The following is a 23,493-nucleotide window of genomic DNA, read 5'->3' on the forward strand; positions in this document are numbered from 1 at the left end:
CGCACGCCGCGACATGGGATAACCGTCACTCACGGAAGGAGAACACTGATGCCGACAGGCGCAACAAAATTAGGCGGATGGCTGTTGATGGCCGCCATGCTGGGCGTGGGCGGATGCGCTAAGCCCCCCGAGCCGGAGAAGCCCACGCAGCCCATACCGCCGGCAACGCCGATGCGGGGCATCTGGCTGGCCACGGTTATTGGCCTGGACTGGCCGCCGGCGGCCTCCCTGAAAGCGGCCACCGCGCAAGAGCGGGTTCGCCAGCAGAAGCAGGGGCTGACGGACGCGCTGGACGAGATGGCAAGAGCCGGGATTAACACGGTGTATTTTCAGGTTAAGCCGGACGGCACGGCCCTGTGGCGCTCGAACATCTTGCCCTGGTCTGGGGTATTGACTGGCACGGTGGGCCAGGACCCGGGCTACGATCCGCTGGCCTTTATGCTGCAGGAAGCGCGTCGGCGCGGCATCAAAGTGCATGCCTGGCTGAATCCTTATCGGGTTTCCATGAACACCGGGCAGCAAACGATCGATGCGCTTAACCATACGCTGCAGTCCCCGCCGGCCAGCGTCTATGCGTTGCATCCCGACTGGGTACGCACCGCCAGCGATCGCTTCGTGCTCGATCCCGGCCTGCCCGACGTGCGCAACTGGATCACCAGCGTCGTGGCGGAAATTGTCAGAAACTATGATGTCGACGGCATCCAGTTTGACGATTATTTCTATTACGAAACGCCGCAATCGCCACTGGATGATGAAAAGACCTATCGCCAATACGGCAAAGGGTTTGCAGACAAGGCCAGCTGGCGAAGAGACAACACGCTGCAATTGATAAAGCAGGTTTCTGCCACCGTGAGAGCGTTAAAGCCCGCTGTCGCGTTTGGCGTCAGCCCGGCGGGGGTATGGCGAAACAAGGCGGACGATCCTGCCGGTTCAGCGACTCAGGCCGGCGCGCCATCGTACGATACGGCCTATGCCGATACGCGCCAGTGGGTAAAACTGGGGCTGCTCGACTATATCGCACCGCAGCTGTACTGGCCTTTTGACCGTGAAATTGTCCGCTACGACGTGCTGGCCAACTGGTGGGCCGAGGTGGTGAAAGGCACGCCGGTCCGGCTCTATGCCGGGGTGGCGCTGTATAAAGTGGGTACGCCTTCCGCCAGCGAACCGGCCTGGACCTTCGACGGCGGCGTCCCTGAGCTGAAAAGGCAGTTGGATCTCAACGAAAGCCTGCCGGGGATGGGAGGAACGATACTGTTCCGGCAGCGTTATCTGACTGAGCCGCAAACGCATCAGGCGGTGGAATACCTGCAAACTCGCTGGAAACCCGGTCAATAATCACAGCGTTGGCATCACGAGCCGCGGCTAACCACCGCGGCTTTTTCCATTCACAGGCGCGCCGCTTCCGGCAGCCGTTTCAGGTAATGCACCACCAGCAGCGCCAGCAACAGCATCAGGCTGATGAACGCCGCCACGCCATTCCAGCCGAAACTGTGCCAGAACACGCCGCCGAGGGTACCGGCCACGCTGGAGCCGACGTAATAACAGAACAGATACAGCGACGACGCCTGTCCTTTGGCGCGGCGCGCGCGGCGGCCGATCCAGCTGCTGGCCACCGAGTGGGCGGCGAAAAAACCGGCGGTGAACAGCATCATGCCGATAAAGATCGCCGGCACCTGCGGCAGCGCGGTAATCAGAATCCCGATCAGCATAATTGCGATCGACGCCAGCAGCACCGGGCCACGCCCGAAGCGTGAGGTGAGCGCACCGGCCTTGGGCGAACTGTAGGAGCCGGTGAGGTACACCACCGACAGCAGGCCGACGATCGCCTGGCTCAGGTGATAAGGGTCCGCCAGCAGGCGATAGCCAATGTAGTTGAACAGGGTGACGAAACTGCCCATCAGCAGGAAACCTTCCGCGAACAGCAGCGGCAACCCTTTATCGTGCCAATGCAGTTTAAAATTGATCAGCAGGGTGCGCGGGCGCAGCGAACTGGCGCGAAAATGCCGCGAGGCGGGCAGGATGCGCCAGAACATGCAGGCGGCGGCGAGGGCGAACAGCCCGATGACGCCCAGCGATACGCGCCAGGAAAAGAAATCGGTCAATACCCCGGTGACCAGGCGGCCGCTCATGCCGCCGATCGAGTTGCCGCTGATATACAGCCCCATCGAGAAGGCGACGAAGCTCGGATGGATCTCTTCACTGAGGTAGGTCATGCCGACCGCCGCCACGCCGCTCAGCGACAGGCCGATCAGCGCGCGCATCAGTAAAATGCCGTGCCAGCTGGTCATAAAGGCGCAAATCAGCGTGCAAACCGCCGCCAGCAGCAGCGCCACCACCATGACCGACTTGCGGCCGATGGCGTCGGACAGCGGCCCGGTGAACATCAGGCCGATCGCCAGCAGGCCGGTGGAGACCGAGAGCGACAGGCTGCTTTCCGCCGGCGATACGCCGAAGTCTTGCGACAGCACCGGCAGAATCGGCTGCACGCAGTAGAGCAGCGCGAAGGTCGCCAGCCCGGCGGAAAACAGCGCCAGCGTTACGCGCATAAACTGCGGCGTGCCGCGTTCGATATAGGGGAGTTTATTGTTGAGGGTGGAGCGTTTTACTTTTGGCGCAGCGGCCGCGTCATCGTTGGCGGCCAGCGTCGACGGCATCACGGCCGCAGAACGCACAGGGGTTGTCACAGCGTTTCCTTACCGAACTTCGGGGAGATAACAGACACTTTACAGATGACAAAATGATAGGGAGCGGCTAGTTTTTTGTCTAATATATTAATAATTCAAATTAAGACGTTTTACATATGAATATCGAATTGAGACACCTGCGTTACTTTATCGCCGTGGCCGAGGAGCTGCATTTTGGCCGCGCCGCTGAACGGCTGCGTATCTCTCAGCCGCCGCTCAGCCAGCAAATTCAGGCGCTGGAAGAGATGGTCGGCGCGCGGCTGCTGGCGCGCAACAACCGCAACGTCAGTTTGACGCAGGCCGGGGAGATGTTTCTTAAAGAAGCCTATCAGGTGCTCGATCAGGTCGGGCGCGCGGCGGAAAAGGCGGCGCGCCTGGATCGCGGCGAACTGGGGGAAATGACCATCGGGTTTACCTCCTCCGCGCCCTTTATCAGCGTGGTGTCGCGCAGCCTGCGCGCCTTTCGCCAGCAGTCTCCGCAGGTACATATCAAGATGCGCGAAATCAACACCAAGCAGCAGATCGAACCGCTGCTGAACGGTGAACTGGATCTGGGGGTGATGCGCAACACGCGGCTGCCGGAAGCGCTGCACTATCAGCTGCTGCTGCGCGAACCGCTGGTGGCGGTAGTGCCGGAAGGGCATCCGCTGGCGGAAACGCCCGGCGGCGCGCTGCGTTTTCAACATCTGGCGCAGGAGCCGTTCGTATTTTTCTCGCGTGAAGTGGGCACCGCGCTGTACGACGAAATTCTGCTGCTGCTGAGCAAGGCCGGTATCACCCCGTATATCACCCAGGAAGTGGGAGAAGCGATGACCATCATCGGTCTGGTCTCCGCCGGGTTGGGGGTATCGATTCTGCCGGCTTCTTTCGCCCGGGTGCGGGTGGACGGCGTGCGCTATTTGCCGCTGGCGGAGCCGGACGCCACCACCGAAGTGTGGCTGGTTCATCATCGCCGGCGGCCGCTGACCGCGGCGGCGCAGTCGCTGATGGCGTTGATGCTGAAATGACGTTGAGATTGGGCAAATAAAATTCAATTCACGCTGAAATTGCGAGGAATTTGTGCAGCAAATCACATAACGAATCAAATAGTTGACGCTGTATGACAAAAGCCCCACCATAACCCCTAGTCTTTATTTAGAAGCGCGAAAAATAGTAGGAGCAGGTTTGTGATTGCGGTTGGGCAGCCTGGGCATATTGATCAAATCAAACAGACCAATGCGGGGGCGGTTTATCGGCTAATCGATCAGCTGGGCCCGATTTCGCGCATCGAACTGTCAAAACGCGCGCAGCTGGCGCCCGCCAGCATCACCAAGATTGTGCGCGAGCTGCTGGAAGCCCATCTGGTCAAGGAAACCGAGTACCAGGAGATCGGCAGCCGGGGGCGGCCGGCGGTGGGGTTGGTGCTGGACACCGAAGCCTGGCACTACCTTTCCGCCCGTATCAGCCGTGGCAGCATCACGCTGGCGCTGCGCGATCTCAGCAGCAAACTGGTGGTGGAGGAACAGCTGCCGCTCGCTGCCGAACACCCCGAACCGCTGCTGAAACGCATCCTGACCGAAGTCGATCAGTTCTTTATCCGCCACCAAAGCAAACTGGAACGGCTGACGGCGATCGCCATCACGCTGCCGGGCATGATCGACGTGCAGTCCGGCGTGGTACACCGCATGCCGTTTTACGACGTGCTGGAGATGCCGCTCGGCCCGGCGCTGGAAACCCGCACCGGCCTGCCGGTTTACCTGCAGCACGACATCAGCGCCTGGACCATGGCCGAGGCGCTGTACGGCGCTTCGCGCGGCAGCCAGAACGTGATTCAGGTGGTGATCGACCACAACGTCGGCGCCGGGGTGATCACCGGCGGCCATGTGCTGCACGCTGGCAGCCACAGCGTGGTGGAGATTGGTCACACCCAGGTCGATCCTTACGGCAAGCGCTGTTACTGCGGCAACCACGGTTGTCTCGAGACCGTGGCCAGCATCGAGAACATGCTGGAGATCGCCCAGCAGCGGCTGAGCGGCTCGATGAGTTCCAGCCTGCACGGCGCGCCGTTGACCGTCGAATCGCTGTGCGACGCGGCGCTGGCGGGCGATCAGCTGGCGCGGGACATCATCCTCGGCGTCGGCCACAGCGTGGGGCGCATTCTGGCGATCATGGTCAACCTGTTCAATCCGGAGAAGATCCTGGTAGGATCGCCGCTCAACCGCGCGGCGGAAATCCTGCATCCGGCCATCGCCTCCTGCATTCGGCAGCAGGCGCTGCCGGCCTACAGCGAGCAGGTCAAGGTCGAATCCACGCAGTTCTTCAATCAGGGCACCATGCCCGGCGCGGCGCTGGTGAAAGAGGCGCTGTATAACGGTTCATTGCTGGTGCAGTTGCTGCAAGGCTAACTTCAGAACATCTTATTAATCCGCAAAAGATTGAGCTACCTCAAGCCCCTACGCGGCAGCATCCCCTAGAATTTTTCCGATAGACTTCCTCGCCGCCGATGCGGCGACACATTGTTAACGGGGCATTCCGGGGCATTTTATTCATGTTGAAGCGTTTATTTGTTACAGGCACGGATACCGACGTCGGTAAAACCGTGGTTTCACGCGGGTTGATGCAGGCGCTGGCCGCCAACGGCCGTTCGGTGGCCGGCTATAAGCCGATCGCCGCACGTTGCCAGGAAACCAGCGAGGGCATCCGCAATAAAGACGCTTTGGTATTGCAGGCATCCTCCAGCCTGCCGCTGTCTTACGAGGAGATCAATCCCATCACCTGTCTGGATGAGGTGTTTCACGCCCATGCGAGCGAGGACATCAACTACGGCGTGATGAGCAGCGGCCTGCGGGATCTGTCGGCCAAAGCCGATACGGTAGTGGTGGAGGGCAGCGGCGGCTGGCGGGTGCTGATGAACGATCTGCGGCCTTACGCCGAGTGGGTGGTGCAGGAGCAACTGCCGGTGGTGCTGGTAGTGGGCATCAAACTGGGCTGCGTCAGCCATGCGTTGTTGACCGCTCAGTCGATCATCAACGACGGCCTGCCGTTGTTGGGCTGGGTGGCCAACCGCATCAATCCGGGGCTGGCGCACTATGCCGAAACCATCGCGGCGCTGCAGCAGCGCATACCTGCGCCGCTGCTGGGTGAGATCCCGTATCTGCCGCGCGCGGAGCAGCGCGAACTGGCGCACTATCTCGACATCTCCACGCTGCTGCGCTAGCGCGGTCAGGCCAGCAAAGGGGCCAACAGACGGGCGGAGACAAACAGCCCCAGGCCGTAAATCGTATGCACCAGCAGGCTGATGATGCGGCTACGCGTCGGGTTGGGGGTATTCGCCGCCGCCACGCCAAAGCCCAGCGCCGGCTGCATCACGAAGAAAGGCGCCGCCAGGCTCAGCCAGCCGCTCAACAGTGCGACCAGCGGCGCCGGTGCGGCGTACCAACCGATGCCCGCCAAACCGAGCGGGATAAAGGCGAAGGCTACGCCGATCGCATAGTGCAGCAACCATCCTGTCGCTTTTTCTCCTCGCCGCACCGGCGACGCCATGATCGGCGCGTGATAAAACCGGCCGTCGAACAGGCCGATAAACCAGCGGCCAACCAGCGCGTAGTTAAGGGGCGGGATGCCCAGCACGCGCTTTTGCACGATGGCCCACAGGTCGGTGCACAGCGTGGCGCCCACTCCGGTCAGCACAATCATCAGTAAAATTTCTGTCGTCATTTTCGTGTCCTTAAAGTCACTCATGGTGTAATGTGCGCACAGTGTGCAACTTAAAGTCGACTTCAAGTCAATGGAAAAAGAACTGGATATTGGCGAGGTGGCGCGTTTGAGCGGCATCGCGCCCTCGGCACTGCGGCATTACGAGAAAAAGGGGCTGATCGCGTCGATAGGCCGCAACGGTTTACGCCGCCAATATGCCGCCGGCGTGCTGGATCAACTGAAACTGATCGCTCTCGGGCGGTTGGCGGGATTTACGCTGGATGAGATCGCCTCGCTGTTTGACGAGCGCGGGCGCATCGCCCTCGATCGCCGGCTGCTGGCGGCGCGGATTGAAGAACTGGATCGCACCCTGCGGCGTTTGGGGCAGGTGCGCGCCGGTTTGCAGCACATGGTCGATTGCCCTGAACCGGAGCACCTGCAGTGCCCGCAGTTCAGGAAGTTGCTGCAGCAGGGCGAGTTTTAAGCCTCGCGTTTGGGCGGCGGCGCGGTGTGGTAGACCGATACCGGCCGCAGACCGCGCGACACGGTGGTGGCGATCACGCAGGCCAGCAAAATGCCGGGCAGCAGCGCGTATTCGCCGGTCATTTCAAACACCATCAGCGCCGCCATGATCGGCGCATGGGTGGTGGCGGCCAGCAGGGTGGCCATGCCGGTCAGCGCCAGCAGCAGCGGCACCGCCGCATCCATGCCCGGCCACAGGCCGAACAGCTGGCCGATCATCGAACCGAGCGCGGCGCCGACGAACAGCGTCGGGGTGAAGACCCCGCCGGGCGCGCCTGAACCGCTGCTGGCGAGGATCGCCAGCAATTTGCACACCAGGATCGCGCCCAGCAGCAACACCCCCGGCGGCGCGATCAACAGCGCCTGCACCACGCTATAGCCATTGCCCCACACCTGCGGGAACAGCAGCGAAAGCAGCCCGACGATCAGGCCACCCAGCGCCAGCTGCAACGGCGGTTTCAGGCGCAGCGATCGGAAGGCGCGGCCGGTGGCGGTCATCAGCCATAAAAACAGCGGCCCGCCGGCGCCGGCCACCACGCCGACCAGCGCCATCAGCAGGTATTGCGTCGGCAAGGGGGCGGCGAGCGGCGTCACCAGATAGAGCGGCGCCTGGCCGCCGTTGAGCAGGTTGGTCATCAGCAGCGCGCTCACCGCGGCGATCACCACTGGCCCGAGCGAGGCCAGCATCAGGGTGCCGAACAGGATCTCGGCGATAAACAGGCTGCCCGCCAGCGGCGCATGGTAGGCGCTGGCCATCCCGGCGGCGGCGGCGCAGGCCACCCACAGTTTCCACTCTTTCTCGTGTGTAAAGCGCTGGGCGAACAGCGAGCCCACCAGCGCCGCCAGCAGGATCATCGCGCCTTCGCGGCCGATGGCGCTGCCGCTCGACACCACCAGCAGCGACGCCAGGCATTTCACCAGGCTGGCGCCGGTGTCCAGCTTGCCGTTGCCGGTCTCTATCGCTTCCATATAGTCGGTGGGCGCCGCCGGGCGCTGGTGACGGTAGCGCTGGTGGATATATAGCAGCAGGCCCGCCGCCAGCCCGCCCAGCGCCGGGGTCAGCGCGCGCCGCCAGCCCGGCAGCGCAGCGGCGGCGGCCACCAGGCTGCCGTCGGCATTGCCGAGCAACAGCCACTCGAGGCCAATCATCGAACGGTGAAACAGCCACACCGCCAGGGCGGCGGCGACGCCGATAAACACGGCGATAAACAGGCTGCGCAGCAGGGCGCGATAGTGGTGCAAGTGGACCAATCTTTTCATGCGTGGGCGGCGTCGTGAGAAAAATCAAAGGGTCATCAGCGCATTGTGCTTGGCGCTCCGGCCGATGACCAGTGAATCTTTATCAAACTGCGGCATGGGCGGGGCGGCGGGCGCCCCGGCGCGGGTTACTGCGGGGTCAGCACCCGGCGCGTACGGCCGGAGCTGAGGTAGTCGGCGATGTAATCCTGCGAGATTTCGCCGCTGTAGCGGCCGTCTTCATCGACGATCGGCATCCAGGAGGTGTTGTGCTCGTACAGCTTCGACAGCACCACGCGCAGGTTTTCCTCCGCTCTGGCGGTGACGCGAAAACGGTGCAGGCTGTCGGCGCAGACGCCCGGCGCGCCGCGCGCCTCGCGGCGTTTGACATAGCCCAACGGTTTGCCGTCGGCGTCGACCACCGTCACCGAGCGGGCGTCGATATCGTCCATCAGCCCGAATGCCTCCGCCAGCGGCGTTTCCCGGCGCACCGTCACCGTTTCCTGTTGATCGGCCACGTCGCCGGCCTGTACCAGCAGCAGGCGCTTCAGCGTACGATCCTGGCCGACAAAGGAGGCGACGAATTCGTTCGCCGGCCGCGCCAACAGCTCATCGGCGCTGGCGTTCTGCACGATCTTGCCCTGGCGGAACACCGCGATGCGATCGCCAAGTTTCAGCGCCTCATCGATGTCGTGGCTCACCAGCATCACGGTCTTTTTCAGCTGGCGCTGCATGTCGAGAAACTCGTTCTGGATGGTTTCGCGGTTGATCGGATCCACCGCGCCGAAGGGTTCATCCATCAGCAGCACCGGCGGATCGGCTGCCAGCGCGCGGATCACGCCGATGCGCTGCTGCTGCCCGCCCGACATCTCTTTCGGGTAGCGGTGCAAAAAGCGCTTCGGATCCAGCGCCACCATGCTCATCAGCTCCTCGGCGCGATCGTGGCAGCGTTTCTTGTCCCAGCCCAGCATGCGCGGCACCACGGTGATGTTTTCCTCGATGGTCATGTTGGGAAACAAACCGATCTGCTGGATGACGTAGCCGATTTTGCGGCGCAGGCTGACGGTATCCAGCGTGCTGGTGTCTTCGCCATTGACCAGAATGGCGCCGGCGGTAGGTTCGATCAGGCGGTTGATCATCTTCAGCGTGGTGGTTTTGCCGCAGCCGGAAGGGCCGAGCAGCACGCAGATTTCGCCTTCCGGCACGTCCAGATTGATGTTGTCGACGGCGTTGAACGGCGTGCCGTTCTTTTGCATGAACTGTTTGGTCAGATTTTCCAATTTAATCATGAGCGGATCCCCTTGGGCGTGAGCGCAATTTGCAAACGGTGCAATAACCAATCGAGGACGATCGCCAACAGGCTGATCATCACGGCGCCGGTAATCAACTGGCGGATGTCACTGCTGCTGATGCCGTTGAGCAGCAGCAGGCCGAGGCCGCCGGCACCGATCACCGCGGCGATCGCCATCACGCCGATGTTCATCACCACGGCGGTGCGGATGCCGCCGAAAATCACCGGCAGCGCCACCGGGATCTCCACCCAGCGCAGGCGTTGCCAGAACGTCATGCCGATGCCGCGGCCGGCCTCGCGCAGCCCGCCGGGCAGGTTGTCGAGCGCGGTGTGGGTATTGCGCACGATCGGCAGCAGCGAGTAGAGAAATACGGCGGTGATCGCTGGCACATAGCCAATGCCGTGACCGATTAAGGAAAACAGCGGGATCATCAGCCCGAACAGGGCGATGGAGGGCACGGTCAGCACCAGCGTGGCCAGGCTCAGCACCGGCGTCGCCAGCCACTTGTGGCGGACGATCAGCACGCCGAGCGGCACGCCGATCAGGATCGCCAGGCCGACGGCGACGCCGACCAGCAGCAGGTGTTCCAGCGTCAATCCGGCGACATAGGCCCAGTTTTGCCAGGCGTAAAGTAAAGTATTCATCATGCCTCCCTAAATCAGGCCGCGCTGCTTGAGGAACGCGTCGGCGACCTGTTGCGGCGTCTGGTAGTCGATATCCACCCTGGCGTTAAGCTCGGTGATCACCTGGTTATTGAACTGTTTCGACAGCGTGTTCAACGCCTCTTCCAGCCCCGGCGTGTTTTGCAACACCTCGGCGCGCACCACCGGCGTGACCGCATAGCTCGGGAAGTAGCCTTTGTCGTCTTCGAGCACCTGCAGATCGAAGCCTTTCACCCGGCCGTCAGTGGTGTACACCAGCCCGGCGTCGACGAAGCCGTCGCGGATGGCGTTGTACACCAGGCCCGGATCCATCTGGCGGATTTGCGGGCGATCCAGTGGCATGTCGTACAGCGCCTGCATCGGCTTCAGGCCGTCGGAGCGGCCGGCAAACTCCAGGTCCAGTCCCAGTAGCCAGTTGTGTTTCGGGTCGTTTTTGCGCACCTGTTCCACTTTGGCCACCAGCTGCGACATCGTGCGGATCTGCTCTTTTTCCGCGCGCTGGCGCTGCATGGCGAAGGCGTAGGTGTTGTTCATGTCCGCCGGCTGCAGCCACACCAGACCGAGTTTGGCGTCGAGTTTTTTCACCGTGTCGTAGGTTTCCTGCGGCGACATGCGCTTATTGATGTGGTTAAAGATGATCAGCGAGGTGCCGGTGTATTCCCAGGTCATGTCGATCTGCTTGTTGATCATGGCGTTGCGGGTGATCACCGTGGCCAGGTTGGTCTTGGGTATGACCTGAAATCCCTTGGCCCGCAGGTATTGCACGGTGATCGCCGACAGAATGCGCTGTTCGGTGAAGTTCTTGCTCGCCAGCGTCAAGGGGGCGGCCCAGGCGGCCGCGCCGCTCATCAGCAAGGAGAACAGCAGCGCGTGGCAAGTGCGTTGTAACCATCGAGTCATCGCGTCTCTCCCTTCAGGATGCGGTGTGCGGGCTGAGTCGGCGGCCGAGCCCGGCCAGCGCCAGATCGAGTAGCAGGGCGATCAGCGCGGTGGCGGCGGCGCCGAGGATCAGCGTCGGGAAGTCGTTCAGGTAGATGCCGGGGAAGATCAGCTCACCATAGCTGCTGGCGCCGATCAAAAACGCCAGCGGCGCGGTGCCGACGTTGATCGCCATCGCGATGCGCACCCCGGCGAAGATCACCGGCAGGGCGTGGGGCAGTTCGACCTGGCGCAACCGCTGCCCGGCGGTCATGCCAATACCGTTGGCGGCCTCTGTCAGCGCCGGCGGCACCGAACGCAGACCGGCATAGGTATTGCGCACGATGGGCAGCAGCGAAGCGAGGAACAGCGCCACTACCGCCGGCCGATCGCCGATGCCGATGATCACCATCGCCAGCGCTAGCACCGCCAGCGGCGGCAGGGTGTTGCCGACGTTGAAGATCTGCATCACGTGTTCCGCCCAGCGGCGGGCGAAGGGGCGGCTCAGCAAAATGCCGCTGGGAATGCCGACCAGCAGCGACAGCAGCATGGAACACACCACCAGGAACATGTGCTGTTGGCCGAGGTAGATCAAATCTTCCCGGCGCGACATGAGGGTTTTCCAACCGATGCCGTAAATCAGCAGCGCGATGACGGCGATAAACAGCAGGCTCCCGAAGAGCAGGCGCCGGTATGGCGCGGACTTATGCATGATGTTGCGTCCTCCGTTGCGCGGAGCGGCCGGCGGCGCACTCCACTCTGATTGTTACCCACTGCCCGGCGGGCGTGGCGGTACAAAACGGGCGTTTCGCATGAGGTTAGCGACATTGAGCGAAGGGTGTGTTCGGCATAGCGTGCTGAACGGTGGCTCAATACGTGAGTTAATCAGCATAAGATACTGATATTTAAACTAGAGAAAGCACGAAGCCCAATGACCCCGGCTAGGGAAGGTATAGCACCCTGTCGTTGGCCATGCCAAGTTTTATGAACAAAATCAGTTGATTGAGCTTAGGCGGATCTGCGCCTCAGCCCGCGTCAGCGCTGGGATGCGCGGAAAGTAAAAAAAATCCGCCGCAAAGCGTTACGCCGTAACAATTAGTCCAAATGGTGCGATTCGCCGGCGGCAGCGGCAGGATGTGAGGGCGGATAAACCTGCCGCAGGCGCTTGCTGATATACTCAGGGAAAATAAAAACGCCAGGAAGCCTGCATAACGCCATGACAAATAACGTTTCACCCGCACCTATCGCCCACCGCCCGCTGATCCTGATCGCCTGTATGCTGGCGATGTTCATGTCGGCGATCGAAGCCACCATCGTCGCCACCGCCATGCCGACCATCATCGGCGATCTCGGCGGCTTCTCGTTGCTGGGCTGGGTGTTCGCGGTCTATTTGCTGTCGCAGGCGATCACCATCCCCATCTACGGGCGGTTGGCGGATCTCTACGGCCGCAAGCGGGTGTTCTTCTTCGGCGCCACGCTGTTCCTGCTGGGGTCGGTGCTGTGCGGTTTCGCCCCGGACATGTATTGGCTGATCGGTTTCCGTTTATTGCAGGGGCTGGGGGCCGGCGCCATCATGCCGATCGCTTCCACCATCATCGGCGACATCTACAGCGCCACCGAGCGGCCGAAAGTGATGGGATATCTGTCGAGCGTATGGGGCGTGTCGGCGATCATCGGCCCGCTGTTGGGGGCGTTTATCGTGCAGCACCTGCCGTGGGCGCTGGTGTTCTGGGTCAACCTGCCGATCGGCCTGTTGGCGATGTTCTTCCTTTGGCGCTATCTGCCGGCGCATCAGCAATTGCGCCGGCACGCGCTGGATCTGGCCGGCACCGCCTGGCTGACGCTGTTCGTTTCCGCGTTGCTGCTGGCGCTGTTGCAGATGGAAAGCCTGGGATGGTGGGTGGTGCCGCTGCTGGCGCTGGCGGCGGTGTCGCTGGCGCTGCTGATCCGTCAGGAGCGGCGCGCGGTCGAACCGCTGTTCCCGCTGGCGCTGTGGCAAAGCCGGGTGATCGTCGCCGGCAACATCGGCGGGCTGGTGATCGGCGCGGCGATGATGGGCATCAGCGCCTTTCTGCCCACCTTCATTCAGGGCGTGATGGGCGGCTCACCGCTGGAAGCGGGCACCACGCTGGCCTTGATGTCGATCGGCTGGCCGCTGGCCAGCACGCTGAGCGGCCGTTTGATGCTGATGACTTCGTATCGCGCCACGGCGCTGTTAGGCGCGCTGCTGCTGGTGGCGGGCGGCCTGATCCTGCTGATGCTGCAGCCGGACGGCGGCCTGCTGTGGGGCCGGGTGGCGGCGTTTATGGTCGGCGCCGGCATGGGGCTGTGCAATACCACGTTTCTGGTTTCGGTGCAGAACGCGGCCCATTACAGCATTCGTGGCATCGCCACCGCCTGTACGGTGTTTACCCGCATGGTGGGATCGGCCATCGGCACCGCCATTCTGGGTGCGACGCTGAACCTCAACCTGCAGTGGCGTTTGCCGCAGATCGACGATCCGGTGCAGCGGCTGATGGAGCCGGCGGTGCGGCACAGCATGGGGGGCGAGGCGCTGGCGCAGTTGACCCAGCAAGTGGCGGCTTCGCTGCATTGGGTGTTCCTGGTGTCGGCGTTGGTGTCGTTGCTGGCGCTGGCGGCGGCGATGCTGATCCCGGCCCGTTGTCGGCCGCAGGGCGAAGAAGAAGAGGCGGAGCAGGCGTAAGGGATGAGAAAGGGCGCTGCTGCAGCGCGCCCTGGGTAGCCGGTGCGGCTTACTGCGTGTTGGAGGTATCCTGGCTGGTGCCGGTCTGCGCCGCGTCACCGCGATCGTCGCCGTTGTTCAGGCGGGTATAAACGATCTTCTGGGTGTCGTTTTCGCAGTGCCCAACCACCTGGCCGCCCGCTTGATCGGCCTGATCGTTTGGCACGATCTCCAGTTTGAAGCCGGACTCCGGAACGCCGTTATTGACGATTTTTTGCGAAATGTCGGCTTTCACGCTTTCGCAGGAGGCCAGGGCCGCCAATGGCGCGCCGGCCAGCAGCACAGCGGTTAATATCAGCGTTTTTTTCATCACGTCATCCTTTTAGACAATGGACTTCCTGTAACAGGATAGCAGCAACGGCGGCCGGGTTTCACGCTCGCCCGCCCGCCGCAGGGGGATTAAGGATTAATCCGACGCCCGGTCTGGCGATCCAGACATTTACGGGTATCCGGCTCCCAGTAGGCGTTAACGTTGTTGCTGTCGTTGCAGCGATCTTCGTCATCCGCCGCGCGGTCGGCCTTGTCGAACTCTTTCTCGACGCGGGTATTAACCTTGTGGCGCAGGGTTTTGGTATCATTCCACTGCTCTTTGCTCTGGCGCGCTTCTTCGGTGCTCATCGCGCCGCTGCCTTTGCCATCGACGGTGACGCAGGTGCTGCCCTGAGTGCAGGTGGCGGCCAGCGCCGGCGCCTGCCAGGCGCCCATTACGGCCAGCATGGCGACCGGCAGCATCCCGCGCAGCAGTCGTTGGGTCGAAAATGTTTTCATCGTTTCATCCTTATGAGTGAGTGCGCCTGATGATGGCGACACTGGCGTTACCTCGCCCGCAGGCGTGGTGACAAATATACCACCGCGCTCCTGGAATTCACCAGCCAAGCGCCGATTCGTTTAATTTACCGAGAGAAAACTGCGACCGATGTTAAAAACTACGCTGTTGTTTTTTGCGACCGCCCTGGCTGAAATTATCGGCTGTTTCCTGCCTTATCTGTGGCTGAAGAAGCAGGGTAGCGCCTGGCTGCTGCTGCCGGCGGCATTGAGCCTGATGCTGTTCGTCTGGCTGTTGACGCTGCATCCGGCGGCCAGCGGGCGGGTCTATGCGGCCTACGGCGGCGTGTATGTGGCGACGGCGCTGCTGTGGCTGCGGGTGGTGGATGGCGTGAAGCTGTCTGCGCTGGATTGGGTCGGCGCCGGCGTGGCGCTAGCGGGCATGCTGATTATCGTTTCCGGCTGGCGCGCGGCCTGAGGAAACGCGGCGGGAGTCGCCTCCCGCCGTCGCGGCTCAGGCGCCGCGGTGGATGTTCAGCCCGGCGAAGGACTGGCTGACCGGCATCATTTCCAGCGTGTTGATGTTGACGCGCGCCGGCAATGTCGCGACCCAGAACACCGACTCGGCGATGTCTTCCGGCGTCAGCGCATCGGCGCCTTCGTAGGTTTTGTTGACCTTGCCGTCATCACCCTTGAAGCGCACGTTGGAGAACTCGGTACCGCCCACCAGGCCGGGCTCGATATCGGTCACGCGGATGCGCGTGCCGTGCAGATCGGCGCGCAGGCCCAGGCTGAACTGCTTGACGAACGCCTTGGTGGCGCCGTACACGTTGCCGCCGGCGTAAGGCCAGTTGGCGGCGGTGGAGCCGATGTTGATCACATGGCCGACGTTGCGCTCGACCATGGCGGGCAGCAGCGCGCGGGTCATGTTCACCAGCCCTTTGGCGTTGGTGTCGATCATGGTTTCCCAGTCATCGGCGTTGGCCTTGTGCGCCGGCTCCAGCCCCAGCGCCAGCCCGGCGTTGTTCACCAGCACGTCAATCTGGCGCAGTTCGACCGGCAGCGCTTCGATCGCCTGCTGAATGGCGGCGCGGTTGCGCACGTCGAGCCGCACGATGTGCAGCGCTTCGCCCAGTTCTTCCTGCAGCTCTTCGAGACGCTCAAGGCGGCGCCCGGCGGCGATCACCCGATGGCCTTCACGGATAAAACGGCGTGCGATCGCCTCGCCGAAACCGGAGGTGGCGCCGGTAACAAAAATAATCATGTTGCTGTTCCTCAACTGTTTTTACCCTACATGCCTCTATCATTAGCACAAAGCCGCAGGCAGTGGCAGCGGTTATCGTGGCGGAAAGAAAAAAAGCAAACCGGGCCGATCAGCGTTGAGGCGGCAGGTGGTACACCACCGCGTCATACTTGATGCGTTCGCAGCGGCCGGCCAGCACGCCGCCCAACGACTCGACGAGGCGGCGGCTGGCGGTATTCTGCTCGGCCACCGGGTAGAGAAAGTGCGGCGGCTGAAAGCGCTCGCTGGCCCAGCGCGCGATACCCTGCACGATTTCACGGCCGTAGCCCTGGCCATGCAGGCCCTCTTTCACCCAGATACCCAGCTCCGGGGTGTGGCTGCGCAGGTTGTGCGCGCCGCCGACGCCGACGAACTGCCGGTCTTCGCGCCGGCGGGCGACGAAGATCACTTCTTCGCCTTCGCGCATCAGCGGCAGCCAGCTTTGCCAGACGTTGGCGAAGTCTTCCGGCGACGCTTCCGGTTCAAAGGTCATAAAGCGCGTCAGAGTGGGGGTGATCGCCTGGTAAACATCGTCGGCGTCTGCTGCGGTAAAGGGGGCAATCAACAAACGGTCGGTGTCCACGCGGCACTGAGAAAGGTCATTGTGATTCATGTTATTTTCCCTCGCTTTTCAGGCCAGAACGGCAAAAAATCCGCGCCCATAAATCGGGGCGGATCGTCGATATTACGCGTATTGGCGTCAGAAGCGACTTATTTTTCACCGCTGCGGCGGTGCGCAAGCGCGGCATTTCGTGACGTCGTCACGTTGGTGGGGAAAGCGGCGGGCAGGGTTGGCCGCCCGCCGCTGAGGGTCAGAACTTCACCGAACCTTGCAGATAGATCGTGCGTGGTTGGCCGACGTACAGACCTTTGTTGTTGTCGTCATAGGCGCGGGTGAAATACTCGTGGTTGAACAGGTTTTTCACGCCGACGCCCAGATTCAGGCCGGCCATTTCCGGGCCGAAATCATAGGCGGCGCGCACGCCCCACAGCATATAGCCGGGGATGCGGCCGGTGCTGCCGTCGGCGCTTTCCGCCACGGTGTTGGCGTTGTCGGCGAACTGGCTGGATTGGAATTCGCCGTTAAGGTTAAACGCCCAGCTGCCTGGCGTGTAGTCCAGCCCCAGCGTGCCTTTATGCTTCGGCGAGAACGGCACCTGGTTGCCCTTGTAACCGCCGTCTTCACGAATGGTGGCGTTGACGTAGGCGTAGCTGGCGTAGGCGGTCAGGTCGTCCAGTTTCGGCGTCAGCTGCGACAGATCGTAACGCAGGCTGCCTTCCAGCCCGGCGTGGCGGGTTTTGCCGCGCGCGGTCACGCTGTCGGTCACCTGGTTGGAGTCGTACTGGTTGTTGAAGTTGATCAGGAACAGCCCGATTTCGCCGGTCAGCGCATCTCCGGCGTAGCGGGTGCCCAGCTCCCAGGTGCGCGCCTTCTCCGGTTCGATCTTGCCGCTGTCCACCGCTTTGCCCATCTGGCTATATTGCACGGTGCCGAAGGAGCCTTCGGTGTTGGCGTACAGGTTCCAGTATTCGTTCAGGTGATACATCACGTTCAACGCCGGCAGCGGCGCGTTATAGCTGACGTCGAGGCGGTTGTTCTTGATGTAGTTGTTCTGATACGACTTGATGTATTCGTAGCGCATGCCCGGCGTGATGGTCCAGTCGCCGATGTCGATGCGATCGTCGATATAAAACGCGTGCGCCTCGGTGCCGGACTGGGTGTCGCGATCGTACGGGCTGGCGGTGGACGGCAGCTTGCCGGTGCTGGCTTTAGTGTAGTAGCGCAGCTCGTGGGTGGATTCGCTGACGTAGCGATAACCGACGCCGACCTCGTGCGCCGAATCGCCCCAGCGGAAACTCTGGCTGTAGCGCGGTTCCACGCCGCGCACCCAGTATTCGCGTGGCGACAGCGTCAGGTTTTTACCCTGATCCAGATAGCCGCTGCGCAGGGTGTAGGTGTAGAAGCTCTGCACGTCGAACTTGTGCTGCTGATCCGGCTGATACTGGTAGCCGAAGTTGGCCAACTGGCGGCGGCCCCAGAACTTGTCGTACGGGCGCGTCGACTGGAACGGGTTGGCGTTGTAGTCCGCCCGGCTCAGGCCGCCCGGCATCTCCGCTTCGCCTTCGTAGTATTGCAGCAGGCTGTTGAAGGTGTGCACCTCGTTCGGCGCGTAACGGCTTTTCAGCATCACGTCGTCGATTTTGGTCGCGCTGTGCTCGCGCCAGTCGCTGCCGCGGGTGCCGGAGTAGAGCAGCGCCGCGCCGAGGCCGTTGTCGGCGGTGCCGCCGATCATCAGGTTACCGGTGCCTTTCGGGTGATCCTGGCGCGAGGTCGGGCTGAGCTGCCCCTGCATGCCGGCCTCCATGCCGAAGGTTTTCGGGATGGCACGGGTGACGAAGTTGACGACGCCGCCGACGCTCTGCGGCCCGTAGCGCACCGCGCCGCCGCCGCGCACCACGTCAATCGCATCCATATTGCCGAGCGAGACCGGCGCCAGCGACAGCTGCGGCTGGCCGTAAGGGGCGAAGGGCACCGGGATGCCGTCCATCAGCACGGTGGAGCGGCTGGCGAGGCGCGGGTTGAGGCCGCGAATGCCGAAGTTCAGCGCCATATCGTGGCTGCCGGTGCCGTTGTTCTCCGGCGCCACCACGCCCGGTACGCGGTTTAACGCTTCGCGCACGGTGGTGGTGCCGGTTTTGGCGAACTCTTCGCGGCGCACCACGTCGCGCGCGCCGGGATGTTCGAATACATCGATCTGGCGGCCTTCCGCCAGCCAGTCGCCGACCACGGTGATGTCTTCTTCTTTCTGCGGCTGCGGCAGTTTGGCCAGCGTGTAGCCGTTGTTGCCGAGCGCTCGGGCCTGCAGGCCGCTGCCCGCCAGCAGGGCATTCAGGCCGTCGTCGACGCCGTAGCTGCCGTTCAGGCCAGGCGAACGTTTACCGGCGGTTAACGCGCCGTCTACCGAAAGCGCGATGCCGGCGCGAGCGGCGAAAGCGTTCAGCGCGCCGTCCAGCTCACCGGCTGGAATGTGATAGGTGGCCGCGGCGCTGGCGGCGCTCGCCATCAGCGGTGCGGCGAATGCCAGGCCAATGGCCACGGCCAGCGGTTTGGCCCGTTTTCCCCAAAGCGAAGCCGGAGCGACCTTTCCCCAAGCGTTGTTCATACCTTCTCCTGAATCATTTTTATTTATTGCTGCAGTGTTTTCCTGGGAGTCGGATGAGCAAGGCAAAAGGGACAATCAAAAATGCGATTTTTTATCATTTTCATTTAAAAAGTTCAGGCGGGGACGATCTGCAGCCAATAGCGGGTAAAGCTCTGCAGACGTATCGGCAGCGTCTGGCTGAGCAGGGCGAGAGCGCGATCGGTATCGTTGAGTGGGAAACTGCCGCTGACGCGCAGGCCGGCAACGGCCGGATCGCAGCTCAGATGGCCGCGCCGGTAGCGCGCCAGTTCGGCGATCACCCGCTCCAGCCGCCACTGGCTGACGCTCAGCACGCCGCGCAGCCAGCCGTCCTCTTGCGCGGCGGGGTGTTTGTCGCCGAAGGCCGTGGCGCTGAAGCTGATCTGTTCGCCGGCATCCACCCGGCGCGTTTGCCGCGCGTCCTGCGCCAACTGCGCTTCAACCGCATGCTCCAGCACCGTCAGACGCGTCTCGCCGCCGCTCTCGCGCACCAAAAAGCGGGTGCCGAGCGCGCGCATCGCCCCCTGCGGGCTTTGCACCCACAGCGGCCGGGCGTCGCGTCCGGTGATCAGGCTGATTTCCCCGGCGTGCAGGCGGATCAACCGTTGGCGATCGTCGTAATGCACATCGACCGCGCTGGCGGTATTCAGCACCAGCTGGGTGCCGTCGCTTAATACAATGGGTTTGATTTCGCCGGTGGCGGTGCGGTAGTCGGCACGCAGCTCCCGGCCGAGCGGGGACTGATAAAAGAAGCCGCCACCGCCCACGCCGAGCAACAGCAGCAGGCTTTTCAGCAGCGTGCGGCGGTCGATCGCCGATTGGCGGCCGGCGCGATCGAGCGCGCGGTAGCTGAACTTGCCCGGCACGCCCTGCAGCTGGCTCTGCAACGCTTCGACGCGCCGCCATGCCCAGCGGTGATCGTCATGCTGCTGGTGCCAGGCTTGCCACTGTTGGCGCTGGCGTTCGGTGACGTGCTCATCGCACAGCAGGGCGTACCAGTGTGCGGCCATTTTCAGCGCCTGGCGCTGCTCCGGGGTGATGGCGTTGCTCATGAGAAAACGTCGTTTTCCAGGCTGAACAACAGGCAGTGTTCGGTGGCCTTGGCCATGTATTTTTTAACCGAGCTGACCGACACGCCGAGGCGCGCGGCGATGTCCGCATAGCCCAGGCCTTCGAGTTGCGACAACAGAAAGGCCTGCTTCACCTTGGGCCCGAGGCCGTCGAGCATGGCGTCGATCTGCTGCAGGCTTTCCAGCAGGCTCTGGCGCTGCTCCGGCGACGGGGCGTAGCCTTCCGGGATCAGCGCCAGCATCTCCAGATAAGCGCGCTCCAGCGTTCTGCGGCGGAACAGATCGACCATCACCCGCTTGGCGACGGTAACCAGAAAGTCTTTCGGTTCGCGCAGGGTCGCCGCGGCGTCGCTTTTCAGCAGGCGCATGAAGGTATCTTGCGCCACGTCGTCCGCATCGAACGCGCAGCCCAGCCGTCGGCGCAGCCATCCCTGCAACCAGGCGTGATGGGTGGCGTAGAGGCGCGATAGCGCGGTGTGCGGGGCAGAAGCGGTGGCGGACATGATTTTCGCATTGCTGGTCAAAAAGATGCGCGGATGATAATTGAGAATGGTTATCGTTTCAAGTTTGGCCGTTGTCCTCAGGCCGAGATTCAACCCCCAGGCGCGGCGTTGAAATAAGCCGTGCGCCGTGAAGATATTCGCTTGCCCATTCATGGTGCAGCGGCGCGGTGTTATTTTGGCAGGCAAACGGTTGCTATTGATCTGCCGGAGAGGATCGATGGTTTGCTTTATTCTTTTTTGCCGGTCAATTCCCCTTGATTAATTAATATCATTTTGTTTTTTAACAATAATGTATTTTGGCGCCGTCAACTGGCATACGGCTTGCTATGCTTAAGCCGGTCTTAGCGTTTGGGTAACAAAAGGCATTGTTTCATCTGCGTGGGTTATTACGCGGGTGAGGCGCGCCGGTCGCGACAAGGAAGAAAATAATGGCACTGCAATTCACCACGGCTATTCGTGGCAATTTTTTTGATATCTCCGCCTGTGTGGAGGAGCCGCAACAGCTCGACGAACGCCTGCGGCATGTTCCCGACGGTTTGCTGCTGCTGAACGACGACGTCATCGTCTGGTTCGGCAGCTGGCAGCAGGGCGAGGCGCTGCTGCCGCCGGGCTTCGCGGTCACGGAATATCGCGACAAACTGATCGTGCCGGGATTTATCGATACCCACATCCACTACCCGCAAACCGAAATGATCGGTGCCTATGGCGACCAGCTGTTGGGCTGGTTAAACAATTACACCTTCCCGACCGAAAGCCGTTACGACTGCCAACGGCACGCCGACGAGATGTCGGCCTTCTTTCTGCAGCAGTTGCTGAGTAACGGCACCACCACCGCGTTGGTGTTCGGCACGGTGCATCCACAGTCGGTCGACGCCTTGTTCGGCCAGGCGCAAACGCTGAACATGCGCCTGATCGCCGGTAAGGTGATGATGGATCGCCATGCGCCGGAGGCGCTGCTGGAAACGCCGGAGCAGAGTTACCGCCAGACGCGTGAGCTGATTGAACGTTGGCACGGCAAAGGCCGCCTCGGTTACGCCATTACGCCGCGCTTTGCGCCCACCAGTACGCCGGCGCTGCTGGCGCAGGTTCAGCGGCTGCGCGAAGAGTATCCCGACGTCTGGCTGCAAACGCACCTGAGCGAGAACCCGCAGGAAGTGGCCTGGGTTAAAGCGCTGTTCCCGCAGCACCGGAGCTATCTGGATGTTTACCATCGTTATGGCATGACTGGCGATAAAAGCGTGTTCGCCCACTGCCTGCATCTGGAGGAACAGGAGTGGGACTGCCTGTGCAATACCCGCTCGGCGATCGCCTTTTGCCCCACCTCCAACCTGTTCCTCGGCAGCGGGCTGTTCGACCTGCAGCAGGCCTGGCGCAAGCGGGTGAAGCTCGGCATCGGCACCGACGTGGGGGCAGGCACCACCTTTAACATGCTGCGCACGCTGGGCGAGGCGTACAAGGTCGGCCAGCTGCAGCATTACCGGCTCTCTGCTTTAGAGGCGTTCTACCATGCCACCCTGGGCGGCGCCCGCGCGCTGTCGCTGGACGACAAAATCGGCAACTTCAACGTCGGCAAAGAGGCGGATTTCGTGGTGCTCGATCCGGCGGTGACGCCGCTGCAGCAGTTGCGCTGCGCCAACAGCGCCACGTCGGCGGAACAAGGGTTCGTGCTGATGACGCTGGGGGACGATCGCAACATTTATCGCACCTATGTGGACGGTAAGGTGGTTTATCAGGCGGCGCGCTGACGCAGCCGCGCCTGCAGCCAAACGCTGAGCGGCGCGGCGACGACGGCGCTCAGCGCGCACAGCCATAACAGACGTTGCAAACCGAGCGGGGTGAAGCCGCTGCCGAGCAACGCGGGGGAGAGCAAAAAGGCCGCCGTGGCGCTCAGGTGTATCAGGGCGGTTTGCAGCACGCCGAAGGCCGCGCGTTGCTGATGGTCCGGCCAGCGCATGCTCAGGGAAGAGATCGCCACCAGTCGCGCGTAGGCCGCCGCGAGAAACGCAATCATGAACAGTTCGCCGCGATCGCCACCGCACGCCGCCAACCACAGGCTACCCAACAGCAACAGCGTGGCACCCAGCGTCAGCGTCACGGCGCCAAAACGTTGCAGCCAGCGTCCCGCCAGCACGGTCGCCAGATAGCCGGCCACGCCGCCGATGAGAAACAGCCAGGCCAAATGCGCGTCGGCCACCTGTAGCCGCTGGGTAAGCAGCGGCGCCAGTACCGGAATCAGCAGCATCGGGCTGAACTGTGTCAGGCCGGCGGCGGAGGCGAACAGCAACAAACGGCGATCGAGCGTGGCGGGGGCGGCGGCCTGCGGCTGCGGCGCATCCCTGGGAACGAACAGCGCCACCAACACCGCCGCCAGCAGACACAGCCCACCGATCGCCACCAGCGCAACGCGCCAGCTCGCCACCTCGCACAGGTACAGCATGCCCGGCATGCCGACAATGCTCACCAGCGAAAAGGACGAAATCACCGTCGCCAGCATCCGGCCGTGCAGCGCAGCCGGCGCGGCGTTGAGCAGCAAGCCGATCCCGACGCCCATCGTGGTGCCGCCCAACAGACCGGCCAACAGCCGCAGCGCCAGCAGCCAATAGAACTGCTGAGTGGCGGCGATCACTAAGGTCGTCACGCCCAGCAGCGCGACGTTGAACAGCAGAAAACGCTGCTTCTCAACGCCGCCGATCCAGAAAAACGCGCCGATGCCGGAAATTACCGCGGCCAGCGTATAGGCCGCGCTGACATAGCCGGCGAAGCTGACGGGCACCGAAAAATCGGCGGCCATATAGAGGAATATCGGGTTGAAAACCATGTATTCCAGGGCGTTGGTGAACTGAATAAAGGTGATAACCAGCGCGATCGCCGTAAGCTTTCTTGTCGGGGACATAAGCATCCATCGGTTGCAGAATCAGGCCGGCAGTGTAGCGTTTGGCGTTTACCAGGATTAGGTGGT

At 62.5% G+C, this 23,493-nt stretch carries 23 protein-coding genes; 8 read left to right on the forward strand and 15 right to left on the reverse strand.

Features of this window, described 5'->3' with window-relative positions; genetic code table 11:
• Positions 1 to 48 precede the first annotated feature (48 nt).
• Complete coding sequence (locus ATE40_RS08220) at positions 49 to 1,335, forward strand: glycoside hydrolase family 10-like protein (protein WP_063919396.1); 1,287 nt, start codon at positions 49 to 51, stop codon at positions 1,333 to 1,335.
• 50 nt (positions 1,336 to 1,385) lie between these two features.
• Here ATE40_RS08220 and ATE40_RS08225 read toward each other — a convergent pair whose 3' ends face one another.
• On the reverse strand, positions 1,386 to 2,654 hold the full coding sequence (locus ATE40_RS08225; RefSeq protein ID WP_029988790.1) for an MFS transporter: 1,269 nt from the start codon (positions 2,652 to 2,654) through the stop codon (positions 1,386 to 1,388).
• 146 nt (positions 2,655 to 2,800) lie between these two features.
• On the opposite strand from ATE40_RS08225, the gene ATE40_RS08230 reads away from it, so the two are divergent.
• The 3 genes from ATE40_RS08230 (at position 2,801) to bioD (ending at position 5,880) form a co-directional block, all read left to right on the forward strand.
• A complete protein-coding gene (locus ATE40_RS08230) occupies positions 2,801 to 3,691 on the forward strand; it encodes a LysR family transcriptional regulator (protein WP_063919397.1) in 891 nt (296 codons plus the stop codon).
• A gap of 159 nt (positions 3,692 to 3,850) precedes the next feature.
• The gene (mlc, locus tag ATE40_RS08235; RefSeq protein WP_004938526.1) at positions 3,851 to 5,068 is read left to right on the forward strand and encodes a sugar metabolism global transcriptional regulator Mlc; all 1,218 of its coding nucleotides are present in this window, start codon (positions 3,851 to 3,853) and stop codon (positions 5,066 to 5,068) included.
• A 143-nt stretch (positions 5,069 to 5,211) separates the two neighbouring features.
• Positions 5,212 to 5,880: a dethiobiotin synthase gene (gene bioD / locus ATE40_RS08240; protein ID WP_019455919.1), complete on the forward strand. Its 669-nt coding sequence runs from the start codon at positions 5,212 to 5,214 to the stop codon at positions 5,878 to 5,880.
• Between the two features lie 5 nt (positions 5,881 to 5,885).
• Here bioD and ATE40_RS08245 read toward each other — a convergent pair whose 3' ends face one another.
• On the reverse strand, positions 5,886 to 6,380 hold the full coding sequence (locus ATE40_RS08245) for a DUF2938 domain-containing protein (protein ID WP_063919398.1): 495 nt from the start codon (positions 6,378 to 6,380) through the stop codon (positions 5,886 to 5,888).
• Between the two features lie 70 nt (positions 6,381 to 6,450).
• On the opposite strand from ATE40_RS08245, the gene ATE40_RS08250 reads away from it, so the two are divergent.
• Positions 6,451 to 6,843, forward strand: a complete 393-nt coding sequence (locus tag ATE40_RS08250) for a helix-turn-helix domain-containing protein (RefSeq protein ID WP_049241177.1) — start codon at positions 6,451 to 6,453, stop codon at positions 6,841 to 6,843.
• On the opposite strand, the gene clcB is transcribed toward ATE40_RS08250, so the two are convergent.
• The 5 genes from clcB to ATE40_RS08275 form a co-directional block, all read right to left on the reverse strand.
• Positions 6,840 to 8,141 (reverse strand): voltage-gated ClC-type chloride channel ClcB, encoded by a 1,302-nt coding sequence (clcB, locus tag ATE40_RS08255; protein WP_063919399.1) that lies wholly within the window; start codon positions 8,139 to 8,141, stop codon positions 6,840 to 6,842. The genes ATE40_RS08250 and clcB overlap by 4 nt on opposite strands.
• Positions 8,142 to 8,266: 125 nt before the next feature.
• Positions 8,267 to 9,406 (reverse strand): osmoprotectant ABC transporter ATP-binding protein OsmV, encoded by a 1,140-nt coding sequence (gene osmV, locus ATE40_RS08260; protein WP_019455915.1) that lies wholly within the window; start codon positions 9,404 to 9,406, stop codon positions 8,267 to 8,269.
• A complete protein-coding gene (gene osmW, locus ATE40_RS08265) occupies positions 9,403 to 10,053 on the reverse strand; it encodes an osmoprotectant ABC transporter permease OsmW (RefSeq protein ID WP_063919400.1) in 651 nt (216 codons plus the stop codon). The genes osmV and osmW overlap by 4 nt, the downstream gene beginning before the upstream one ends.
• A gap of 9 nt (positions 10,054 to 10,062) precedes the next feature.
• On the reverse strand, positions 10,063 to 10,920 hold the full coding sequence (locus ATE40_RS08270) for a glycine betaine ABC transporter substrate-binding protein (protein WP_230328935.1): 858 nt from the start codon (positions 10,918 to 10,920) through the stop codon (positions 10,063 to 10,065).
• A gap of 64 nt (positions 10,921 to 10,984) precedes the next feature.
• Positions 10,985 to 11,701, reverse strand: coding sequence for an ABC transporter permease (locus ATE40_RS08275; protein ID WP_019455913.1), 717 nt, complete (start codon positions 11,699 to 11,701; stop codon positions 10,985 to 10,987).
• 504 nt (positions 11,702 to 12,205) lie between these two features.
• Between ATE40_RS08275 and ATE40_RS08280 the strand changes: the two genes are divergently transcribed.
• On the forward strand, positions 12,206 to 13,693 hold the full coding sequence (locus ATE40_RS08280) for an MDR family MFS transporter (protein WP_063919401.1): 1,488 nt from the start codon (positions 12,206 to 12,208) through the stop codon (positions 13,691 to 13,693).
• Between the two features lie 49 nt (positions 13,694 to 13,742).
• Here the strand turns inward: ATE40_RS08280 and ATE40_RS08285 are convergent, their stop codons facing one another.
• Together ATE40_RS08285 and ATE40_RS08290 are read right to left on the reverse strand one after the other, a co-directional pair.
• Complete coding sequence (locus ATE40_RS08285) at positions 13,743 to 14,042, reverse strand: DUF1161 domain-containing protein (protein ID WP_019455911.1); 300 nt, start codon at positions 14,040 to 14,042, stop codon at positions 13,743 to 13,745.
• Between the two features lie 89 nt (positions 14,043 to 14,131).
• On the reverse strand, positions 14,132 to 14,500 hold the full coding sequence (locus tag ATE40_RS08290; RefSeq protein WP_019455910.1) for a DUF1283 family protein: 369 nt from the start codon (positions 14,498 to 14,500) through the stop codon (positions 14,132 to 14,134).
• Positions 14,501 to 14,648: 148 nt separating this feature from the next.
• On the opposite strand from ATE40_RS08290, the gene ATE40_RS08295 reads away from it, so the two are divergent.
• Complete coding sequence (locus tag ATE40_RS08295) at positions 14,649 to 14,975, forward strand: YnfA family protein (protein ID WP_004938563.1); 327 nt, start codon at positions 14,649 to 14,651, stop codon at positions 14,973 to 14,975.
• A gap of 36 nt (positions 14,976 to 15,011) precedes the next feature.
• Here ATE40_RS08295 and ydfG read toward each other — a convergent pair whose 3' ends face one another.
• The 5 genes from ydfG to fecI all read right to left on the reverse strand — a co-directional run bounded on the left by ydfG (position 15,012) and on the right by fecI (position 20,534).
• Positions 15,012 to 15,761 carry a bifunctional NADP-dependent 3-hydroxy acid dehydrogenase/3-hydroxypropionate dehydrogenase YdfG gene (gene ydfG, locus ATE40_RS08300; protein WP_025159728.1) on the reverse strand — a complete coding sequence of 250 codons (750 nt, stop codon included), beginning with the start codon at positions 15,759 to 15,761 and terminating at the stop codon, positions 15,012 to 15,014.
• Positions 15,762 to 15,870: 109 nt separating this feature from the next.
• Positions 15,871 to 16,392 carry a GNAT family N-acetyltransferase gene (locus ATE40_RS08305; protein WP_019456504.1) on the reverse strand — a complete coding sequence of 174 codons (522 nt, stop codon included), beginning with the start codon at positions 16,390 to 16,392 and terminating at the stop codon, positions 15,871 to 15,873.
• Positions 16,393 to 16,591: 199 nt separating this feature from the next.
• A complete protein-coding gene (gene fecA, locus ATE40_RS08310) occupies positions 16,592 to 18,943 on the reverse strand; it encodes a TonB-dependent Fe(3+) dicitrate receptor FecA (RefSeq protein ID WP_019456365.1) in 2,352 nt (783 codons plus the stop codon).
• A 113-nt stretch (positions 18,944 to 19,056) separates the two neighbouring features.
• Complete coding sequence (gene fecR / locus ATE40_RS08315) at positions 19,057 to 20,013, reverse strand: ferric citrate uptake sigma factor regulator FecR (RefSeq protein ID WP_063919402.1); 957 nt, start codon at positions 20,011 to 20,013, stop codon at positions 19,057 to 19,059.
• Positions 20,010 to 20,534: a ferric citrate uptake sigma factor FecI gene (gene fecI, locus ATE40_RS08320; protein ID WP_025159729.1), complete on the reverse strand. Its 525-nt coding sequence runs from the start codon at positions 20,532 to 20,534 to the stop codon at positions 20,010 to 20,012. The genes fecR and fecI overlap by 4 nt, the downstream gene beginning before the upstream one ends.
• A gap of 428 nt (positions 20,535 to 20,962) precedes the next feature.
• Between fecI and guaD the strand changes: the two genes are divergently transcribed.
• Positions 20,963 to 22,279, forward strand: coding sequence for a guanine deaminase (gene guaD, locus ATE40_RS08325; RefSeq protein ID WP_063919403.1), 1,317 nt, complete (start codon positions 20,963 to 20,965; stop codon positions 22,277 to 22,279).
• On the opposite strand, the gene ATE40_RS08330 is transcribed toward guaD, so the two are convergent.
• Positions 22,264 to 23,427 (reverse strand): MFS transporter, encoded by a 1,164-nt coding sequence (locus ATE40_RS08330; RefSeq protein ID WP_063919404.1) that lies wholly within the window; start codon positions 23,425 to 23,427, stop codon positions 22,264 to 22,266. The genes guaD and ATE40_RS08330 overlap by 16 nt on opposite strands.
• Positions 23,428 to 23,493: the final 66 nt, after the last annotated feature.

The organism is Serratia surfactantfaciens, from assembly GCF_001642805.2.
In the GTDB taxonomy this organism is placed as follows: domain Bacteria; phylum Pseudomonadota; class Gammaproteobacteria; order Enterobacterales; family Enterobacteriaceae; genus Serratia; species Serratia surfactantfaciens.

Bases quoted from the DNA above. Each gene is read 5' to 3' on its own strand.
- ATE40_RS08250 (WP_049241177.1), top strand. From the start codon at position 6,451: ATGGAAAAAGAACTGGATATTGGCGAGGTGGCGCGTTTGAGCGGCATC.
- ATE40_RS08220 (WP_063919396.1), top strand. From the start codon at position 49: ATGCCGACAGGCGCAACAAAATTAGGCGGATGGCTGTTGATGGCCGCC.
- clcB (WP_063919399.1), bottom strand. From the start codon at position 8,141: ATGAAAAGATTGGTCCACTTGCACCACTATCGCGCCCTGCTGCGCAGC.
- ATE40_RS08285 (WP_019455911.1), bottom strand. From the start codon at position 14,042: ATGAAAAAAACGCTGATATTAACCGCTGTGCTGCTGGCCGGCGCGCCA.
- ATE40_RS08305 (WP_019456504.1), bottom strand. From the start codon at position 16,392: ATGAATCACAATGACCTTTCTCAGTGCCGCGTGGACACCGACCGTTTG.
- ATE40_RS08225 (WP_029988790.1), bottom strand. From the start codon at position 2,654: ATGCCGTCGACGCTGGCCGCCAACGATGACGCGGCCGCTGCGCCAAAA.
- ATE40_RS08230 (WP_063919397.1), top strand. From the start codon at position 2,801: ATGAATATCGAATTGAGACACCTGCGTTACTTTATCGCCGTGGCCGAG.
- ATE40_RS08295 (WP_004938563.1), top strand. From the start codon at position 14,649: ATGTTAAAAACTACGCTGTTGTTTTTTGCGACCGCCCTGGCTGAAATT.
- osmW (WP_063919400.1), bottom strand. From the start codon at position 10,053: ATGAATACTTTACTTTACGCCTGGCAAAACTGGGCCTATGTCGCCGGA.
- ATE40_RS08245 (WP_063919398.1), bottom strand. From the start codon at position 6,380: ATGACGACAGAAATTTTACTGATGATTGTGCTGACCGGAGTGGGCGCC.
- fecI (WP_025159729.1), bottom strand. From the start codon at position 20,534: ATGTCCGCCACCGCTTCTGCCCCGCACACCGCGCTATCGCGCCTCTAC.
- bioD (WP_019455919.1), top strand. From the start codon at position 5,212: ATGTTGAAGCGTTTATTTGTTACAGGCACGGATACCGACGTCGGTAAA.
- ATE40_RS08290 (WP_019455910.1), bottom strand. From the start codon at position 14,500: ATGAAAACATTTTCGACCCAACGACTGCTGCGCGGGATGCTGCCGGTC.
- fecR (WP_063919402.1), bottom strand. From the start codon at position 20,013: ATGAGCAACGCCATCACCCCGGAGCAGCGCCAGGCGCTGAAAATGGCC.
- ATE40_RS08270 (WP_230328935.1), bottom strand. From the start codon at position 10,920: ATGAGCGGCGCGGCCGCCTGGGCCGCCCCCTTGACGCTGGCGAGCAAG.
- ATE40_RS08275 (WP_019455913.1), bottom strand. From the start codon at position 11,701: ATGCATAAGTCCGCGCCATACCGGCGCCTGCTCTTCGGGAGCCTGCTG.
- ATE40_RS08280 (WP_063919401.1), top strand. From the start codon at position 12,206: ATGACAAATAACGTTTCACCCGCACCTATCGCCCACCGCCCGCTGATC.
- ATE40_RS08330 (WP_063919404.1), bottom strand. From the start codon at position 23,427: ATGTCCCCGACAAGAAAGCTTACGGCGATCGCGCTGGTTATCACCTTT.
- ydfG (WP_025159728.1), bottom strand. From the start codon at position 15,761: ATGATTATTTTTGTTACCGGCGCCACCTCCGGTTTCGGCGAGGCGATC.
- osmV (WP_019455915.1), bottom strand. From the start codon at position 9,406: ATGATTAAATTGGAAAATCTGACCAAACAGTTCATGCAAAAGAACGGC.
- fecA (WP_019456365.1), bottom strand. From the start codon at position 18,943: ATGAACAACGCTTGGGGAAAGGTCGCTCCGGCTTCGCTTTGGGGAAAA.
- guaD (WP_063919403.1), top strand. From the start codon at position 20,963: ATGGCACTGCAATTCACCACGGCTATTCGTGGCAATTTTTTTGATATC.